Source organism: Dialister sp. CAG:357, assembly GCF_000435155.1.
Taxonomy (GTDB): Bacteria; Bacillota; Negativicutes; order Veillonellales; family Dialisteraceae; genus Dialister; species Dialister hominis.
Genome location: NZ_FR896342.1, coordinates 1 through 7468 on the forward strand (window position 1 = coordinate 1; position 7468 = coordinate 7468).

Annotated in this window: 4 protein-coding genes; 2 read left to right on the forward strand and 2 right to left on the reverse strand. The window is 50.1% G+C overall.

Annotation, left to right across the window (positions count from 1 at the left end; translation table 11 throughout):
- Positions 1 to 136 precede the first annotated feature (136 nt).
- Positions 137 to 1642, forward strand: coding sequence for a lyase family protein (locus tag M3200_RS00025; protein ID WP_022381492.1), 1506 nt, complete (start codon positions 137 to 139; stop codon positions 1640 to 1642).
- A gap of 86 nt (positions 1643 to 1728) precedes the next feature.
- Here the strand turns inward: M3200_RS00025 and M3200_RS00030 are convergent, their stop codons facing one another.
- Positions 1729 to 3633, reverse strand: coding sequence for an adenosylcobalamin-dependent ribonucleoside-diphosphate reductase (locus tag M3200_RS00030; protein ID WP_022381493.1), 1905 nt, complete (start codon positions 3631 to 3633; stop codon positions 1729 to 1731).
- Positions 3634 to 4074: 441 nt separating this feature from the next.
- Positions 4075 to 6540, reverse strand: a complete 2466-nt coding sequence (gyrA, locus tag M3200_RS00035) for a DNA gyrase subunit A (protein WP_022381494.1) — start codon at positions 6538 to 6540, stop codon at positions 4075 to 4077.
- Between the two features lie 326 nt (positions 6541 to 6866).
- Between gyrA and M3200_RS00040 the strand changes: the two genes are divergently transcribed.
- The gene (locus M3200_RS00040) at positions 6867 to 7373 is read left to right on the forward strand and encodes a hypothetical protein (protein ID WP_022381495.1); all 507 of its coding nucleotides are present in this window, start codon (positions 6867 to 6869) and stop codon (positions 7371 to 7373) included.
- Positions 7374 to 7468 lie beyond the last annotated feature (95 nt).

Sequence of the window (7468 nt, forward strand, 5' to 3'; positions counted from 1 at the left end):
AGGAGTACGTTTACACAAGATTATTTAAACACTCTATAAATACTTTCATTGACTTAGTACACGTCTACCGTTGTTATAATAAGTACAGATTTTGTTTACATCGAGGCTCATGCCTGCTGTTTTGAAAGGAGATTCTATGAAAAAATCATTGATGGCGCTCACGCTCTGCGCGCTGATGTCCGGCTCGATCATTTTTGCTGCTGACCAGACACCCAGAGACAACTTTTACTGGCTCGGCCAGATCAATAAAGCTTCTGATATCATCAATACCGATGAAGGGCTCCTGACCCCTGCTGAAGGCAAGAACATTGCCCATGGCATCCAGAAGGTCCTTGATGAAGGAAACAAGCCGGGCGGCCCGCGTCCGACGAATGTCGTCGCTTTCGAACCATACCTCATCCAGGCAGCAGGCCCGGAAGTCACGAAGATCCATGCCGGCCGTTCTTCCCAGGATATGCTGACGACCGTCGGCATCATGGAACAGAGAGAACATCTCATGGCCATGGCCAAAGAGCTCGACAACGTGCAGCGTTCCCTGATCAAGCTGGCTGAAGAAAACAAGGACACCATCATCCCGAACTATACGAACGGCGTCGCTGCCCAGCCAAACAGCCTGGCTCACCACCTCATCGCTTATGCCAATGCATACAACCGCGACATGCAGCGTGTCAGAGAATATTATGCCCGCCTCAATCGCTCTCCGATGGGCTCCATGGTCCTGAACGGCACCGGCTGGCCGCTTGACCGCGACCGCATGGCCGATTACCTCGGCTTTGACTCCATCGCCTACAATACGTACGATGCAGGACAGATTTTCCCGCAGGAAGCGCCGATTGAAACAGGCGGTATCACGAATGCCATCGCCATCCACACGACAAGCTTCATTGAAGAAATCATGCAGCAGTACGCACAGCCGCGTCCGTGGATTCTTCTTAAAGAAGGCGGCGGAAATACATATGTCTCCTCCGCTATGCCGCAGAAGAGAAATCCCGGCATCCTGAACTCCTGCCGCACTGACGCTTCCACGCTCCTTGGCATGTCTGTCGAAGCAGCATTCCGCTCCCACAACATTCCTGCCGGCATGGCTGACGGACGTCTGAGTGGAAGAATGGACATCGTACCGCAGGCAACGAAAGTCCTCTCCGAATTCGACCGCATCCTGAACAACCTTGTCATCCATCCGGACCGTTCGCTCGAAGAACTGAATCTTGACTGGACCTGCTCGCAGGAAATTGCCGACCAGCTCATGAAGAAATACGGCATCCCCTTCCGCGTAGGCCACCACTTCGCTTCTGATGTCGTTACCTATGCAAGAGCCAACAACATCACTCCGGCTGACTTCTCCTATGAAGATGCCAAGACCATCTATGCTAAATCCGTAGCCGATGTTGCCAAGGAAGACCCATCCATCCCGAAGACCTTCCCGATGACAGCAGAAGAATGGAAGAATGCAAAGGATCCCGTTGCTATCGTTCACAACCGCGCCGTCAAAGGCGGGCCGCAGCCATCTGAACTCAATAAGATGATCGAGATGGCAAAGAAGGACCTTGCCAACAACGAAGCATGGGTTGCATCCACAGAAAACCAGCTGAGCCAGTCCGAGAAGAAACTGAATAATGATTTCGATCAGATGCTGAAATAATTCCGCTGATCCGTATGTGACAATATAAAAAGGCTGTGACGAAATGTGCAATCATTTCGTCACAGCCTTTTTTGTTTAGTTATTCATCAAGCTCCTTCGACGAGGCTGCAGGTGGACCATCCGCATTCGTTGCAGGTGGTGCAGTGGCCTTCGACGTGGATCTGATGGGATCCGCAGTGCGGGCAGGTCGGTTCCTGTTTCTTAGGTTCGAAATTAACCTTTTCTACCTTGCCGTCAGCTTTCTTTTCATCAGCCTTGGCGTTTTCATCGACGCCCAGGATGTTGCCGCGGCGGCAGCCGTCGCGGAATGCTGTGATGCCCTTGCATCCGCTTTCCCATGCATCCATGTAAATCTGGAAGATATCTTCCGGAGTTGCATCGTGCTTCAGGTTGACGGTACTGGAAATGGAGTTGTCTACATACTTCTGCATGACTGCCTGGAGCTTCACGCGGTCATCGAAAGGCACTTCATGGCTTTCTACGATCCACGGGAAACGTTCGATGATTTCTTCATCGGTCAGGTTGAGCGGAAGGTTGTGGTATTCAAGGAGGTCCTTGACGCTGTGCGCATAGACGCGGAAGCTGCCGTGTACATCTTCCATCTTATGCGTGGTTCTTTCGTAGGAAATCTTGTAGAGCGGTTCGCATCCACCAGAATAGCTGCCCATCAGGAGGGAGATGGTGCCGGTAGGAGCGATGGCAAGCAGTGTGCCGTTTCTGAGGCCATGCTGATGAATGTCTTCATACAGCTCCGGATCCAGTTCCTTCACAAAATCCATGACCGGGGACTGCTTGGTAGCTTCCCAGCGGTACTTGCCGAAGGTGCCGAGCTTCTTGGCTCTGTCGCAGGAAGAGCGGAGAGCTGTCAGGAGCATCATCTTCATGACTTCGCCCATGAATGCATTTGCCTTTTCGCTGCCATATTTCAGTTTCATGGCAACGAGAGCATCTGCTACGCCGAAGAGGCCAAGTCCCAGGGATCTCCAGTCGTCGATGCAGGTTCTGTTTTCATCGAGCGGTTGAATGTCATAGCCATAGGAAACGATTTCATCGAGAGCTGCGATGCCGTCATAAACAGTCTGACGGAATTTTTCTTCATTCAGCTTCGGTTCATCGCTGAACTTGTCATCGATCATGCTGTAGAGATTGATGCTTGCCAGGTTGCATGCGTTGTAAGCATTGCCGCCGAATTCGCCGCATGGGTTGGTGATTTCAATCTTGTATTCCGGATAGCCGGCCAGCAGATGGTAATCATTCAGGCGGTCAGAGAAGAGCGCGCCCGGATCACCCCAGTCCCACTGGGTTTCGCAGAATTCCATGAAGAAATCTCTTGCGCGGATGACGCGTTCGATATTTTCGCCGGTGGATTCTACATGGTAGCGGAGAGTGTAGTCTGTATCATTCTTGACAGCTTCCATGAATTCATCCGTGAAGAGGATGGAAATGTTCATAGAAGACAGCTTTTCTTCATTCTGTTTGATATGCAGGAATTCATAGATGTCCGGATGATCGCAGTTCAGTCCGACCATCATAGCGCCTCTTCTGCCGTTCTGGCTGATGACTTCGCCAGTCACGTTGAAAATCTTCATGAAGGAAACAGCGCCTGTAGAAGTTCTTGCAACGTTTCTTACTTCACTGCCCTTTGGACGAAGGCCGGAAATGTTGATGCCGATGCCGCCGCCGTAAGAGAAAATGCGGGCGATCTCGTAGTTGGACTTGAAGATCGATTCCAGATCATCCTTCGGAGAAGGAAGGATATAGCAGTTGGAAAGGGAAACTTTGAACTTGCCCTTGGAGCCTGCAGCATAGAGAGCGCGGCCTGCCGGACAGAAGGAAGCTTCTTCCAGATATCCTCTCACTCTTGGACGCAGGTCATCATCAAAAATAGAACTGACGCGGTCCATGAACTGTTCAGGGTTTGTTTCACCCTTGTGATAATACTTCTCTCTCAAGATGCCTTGGCTGATTTCATTGTCGTACCAGTGATTCATAACGATCCCCCACTTTAATGGATATTTTTTATAAGATAATTTCAGATGTTTCTGACCAGACGCCCGGGTGTCTGGGATATGTATTTCTTAGTGCATGACTATAGTACCAAATACTTTATATGGTGTCAAATTCATTAATTGCATCCTATATATGGTAGTTATGCATAAGAACTATCAAGTTCCCGATAGAATCGGGCGTGGCGGAAATGCATGCCCCGGAAGGCCTGTTATATCGAAGAAAATGAAACATGAGACCTCATTTCTTCCCTTTTTATGGGCATTTCCAGAAGCGCATTTTTATGAAAATTTTCCTAAATATTTTTTAAATGAGAAGGACAAACGGCAAAAGACAGCTGACAAGGCAGCAATGACAATAAAAAAACAGATGTGAAATACCATTTGCAGTATCTCACATCTGTCTCTTTATTCTATATGAAAAGATTATTCTTCGTCTTCATCGACGTCGTCATCGCTGGAAATGACATCGATCGATGCGATGCGGTCACCGTCTTCCAGTCTCTGGAGGATGACGCCCTGGCCGGCTCTTGCCTTCTTGCTGGAGATCTGGCTGGCCTTTGTCTTGATGGTGATGCCCTGTTCGGATACACCGACGAGTTCATCATTGTCATCAGCGGCTACGAGAGCGACGACTTCGTACCCCTTCTTGAAGTTGCGGACACCGCGTCCGTTTCTTCCCTGGAGATGGTATGCGGAGGACTTGTTTCTCTTCGCATTGCCGTCAGCGGAAATCGTGAAGATATCCTTATCCGTAGCAAGAACTGCGCCTACGACTTCGTCGAGCTCGCCGTCGTCATCAGAGAGGCGGATTGCATGGACACCTGCGGTAGCGCGGCCCATCGTGCGGACTTCATCGTCTCCGATGGAGAAGCGGATAGCCATGCCCTGACGGGTGCCGATGATGATTTCCTCATCACCCTTGACAGCAAGGACAGTGACGAGACGGTCGCCATCATTCAGACGGACAGCGATCAGGCCGTTCTTGTTGATGTTCTTGTATTCGGAAATTTCCGTCTTCTTGATATAGCCCTTCTTCGTGACCATGAGCAGGTACTTCATATCCTTATCGCCTGCATCGATATCGAGGAGCTCGGTCACCCTTTCATCCGGACCAAGACCCGGGATGAAGTTGATGAGAGCGCTGCCTCTTGCCGTTCTGCCCGACTTCGGGAATTCGACGGCTGTCTTCATGTAGACTTTGCCCTTGTTCGTGAAGAAGAGGATCCTGTTATGAGTGGAGGTGCTGAGGAGCTTCCAGACATAGTCCTCATCCTTCATCTTCATGCCGGATACGCCGCGGCCGCCCTTTCTCTGGACGCGGATATCAGCGGAATCCATGCGTTTGATATAGTTCTGCTTTGTCAGCGTAATCGTCATCGGTTCATCCGGGATGAGATCGGTCATCGTGAAATCGTTCGAAGCTTCAGCGATTTCCGTACGGCGTTCATCGCCGAAGTTCTTCTTCTCATCGAGGAGTTCATCCTTGACTACGCCCATCAGCTTGTCACGGCTGGAGAGGAGATCGGTCAGGTAATCAATCGTTTCCAACACATCCTTATAATCCTGTTCCAGCTTGTCGCGTTCCAGACCGGTCAGTCTTCTGAGACGCATATCGAGGATCGCGGTAGCCTGTTTTTCAGAAAGGCTGAATTTTTCCATCAGGGAAGCTCTTGCGATGTCGTCCGTGCGGGACTCTCTGATCGTACGGATGACTTCATCGATATGATCAAGAGCGATCAGCAAGCCTTCCAAAATGTGGGCTTTGGCCTTTGCCTTGTCCAGTTCATACTGCGTTCTTCTGGTGACGACTTCTTCCTGATGCTTCAGGTAGTAGTACAGGATCTGGCGCAGATTCAGGATACGCGGATGTCCGTCAACGAGCGCCAGCATGATAGCACCGAAGTTGATCTGCATCTGTGTATGCTTGAAGAGATTGTTCAGCATGATTTCCGGGTTCACGTCAGCGCGGAGCTCGATAGCAATACGCATGCCCGTTCTGTCGGATTCATCGCGCAGAGCCGTGATGCCGTCCAGGACCTTCTGTCTGGACAGGTCGGCGATTGTCTCAATGAGGCGCGCCTTGTTGACCTGGTACGGAATTTCCGTTACGACGATACGGTTCTTGCCATGCGGCATTTCTTCGATATCCGTTCTGGCACGGACAGTGATGCTGCCGCGGCCGGTGCGGTACGTGTCTTCGATGCCCTTGTGGCCCTGGATGATAGCAGCCGTCGGGAAATCCGGGCCCTTGATGTACTTCATCAGCTCATCGACCGTGATTTCCGGATTGTCGATCATAGCACAGAGGCCGTCGATAACTTCATTCAAGTTGTGCGGCGGAATGTTCGTTGCCATGCCGACAGCGATGCCGTAAGAACCATTGACGAGAAGGTTCGGAATTCTGGACGGAAGAACGACTGGTTCCTGCAGGGATCCATCGTAGTTCGGTACGAAATCGACCGTATTCTTATCAATGTCGCGGAGCATTTCCACCGTGATCTTTGCCATACGCATTTCGGTATAACGCATAGCAGCCGCGGAGTCGCCGTCGACAGAACCGAAGTTGCCGTGGCCGTCGATCAGCGGATATCTGGTAGAGAAATCCTGCGCCATGCGGACAGCGGATTCATACACTGCTATGTCGCCGTGCGGGTGATACTTACCGAGGACATCGCCGACGATACGGGCGGACTTCTTGTAAGCCTTGCCCGGCAGCATGCCCGATTCATTCATCGCATACAGGATGCGGCGGTGAACCGGTTTCAAGCCATCCCTGACATCAGGCAGTGCGCGCGTCACGATGACGGACATCGCATAGTCGATGTAGGAATTTTTCATCTGCGCCTCAAGGGGCGTCGAAATGATTTTACCTTCTTTCCAATCCTCCATAAAAACTCCTTTGCCTTGCTCCGGCATCTGAAAAAGATGCCATGAAAAGAACGCGGAAAGTCCGCGCCCTCAAAAAAATTAAACGATTTACGTGTATATTATACCATAAAATGCGTTATAAAGCCATTTAAACGCGTTTTTACACAGTTGACAATAAGAATCATACAACTAATCAAATTCGGTTTCATTTTTGCTTAAAAAGGCCTCTATTTTGAAAACACAAAAGAAACCTATATCATATCGTCCTTTTTCATTCCACAATCTGTCCAATTAGTGTATAATAATTTTGTCATTCAAAGTCGTGAATCAAAGGATGTGCATAAGTAATGAAAAAATACATTGCAGCCGCTCTGATACTGATCGTGCTCATTGCAGCCGGCGGCGCTTTTGCGTTTTTTTATTTCTTCAACGGAGGCTCCTGGCAGGGTACCTGGTGGGGCGTGCAGGACGCCGGCGTCAACTGGACCGGCGACAACATGCAAAACCTGGAAACCGTTACATTTACCAGGAATGACGACGGCACCATCACTGTAGACCACAAAGTACAGGTTGGCAGCCGTGAAATCGAAGGCAGTCTTTCCGGCGAAGGGAAAGTCGATGGCGGACGCCTGCAGGTCACTCTCAAGAATGGCAAGACCGAGAGCTTTTCCTACAACGCAGTCGACAAGACCATTGCGACTCCCCTCACCAATGCAGATGATACACCCGTCACACTGAAAGAACTGACCGGCGATAACAATGACGAGATGGAACGCATCCGGAGCCAGATCGTACAGATCTCTCAGAAACCGGAAAACAAAATCGATAAAACACTGGCTTCCTCAAGAAGCTAAAAAAGAAGCTGTGAGAAATGGAAATCATTTTTCACAGCTCTTTTTCGTTGTGCGGAAGGAATGGGGACGCGGACAAAAAGTTGGACCAATTGACA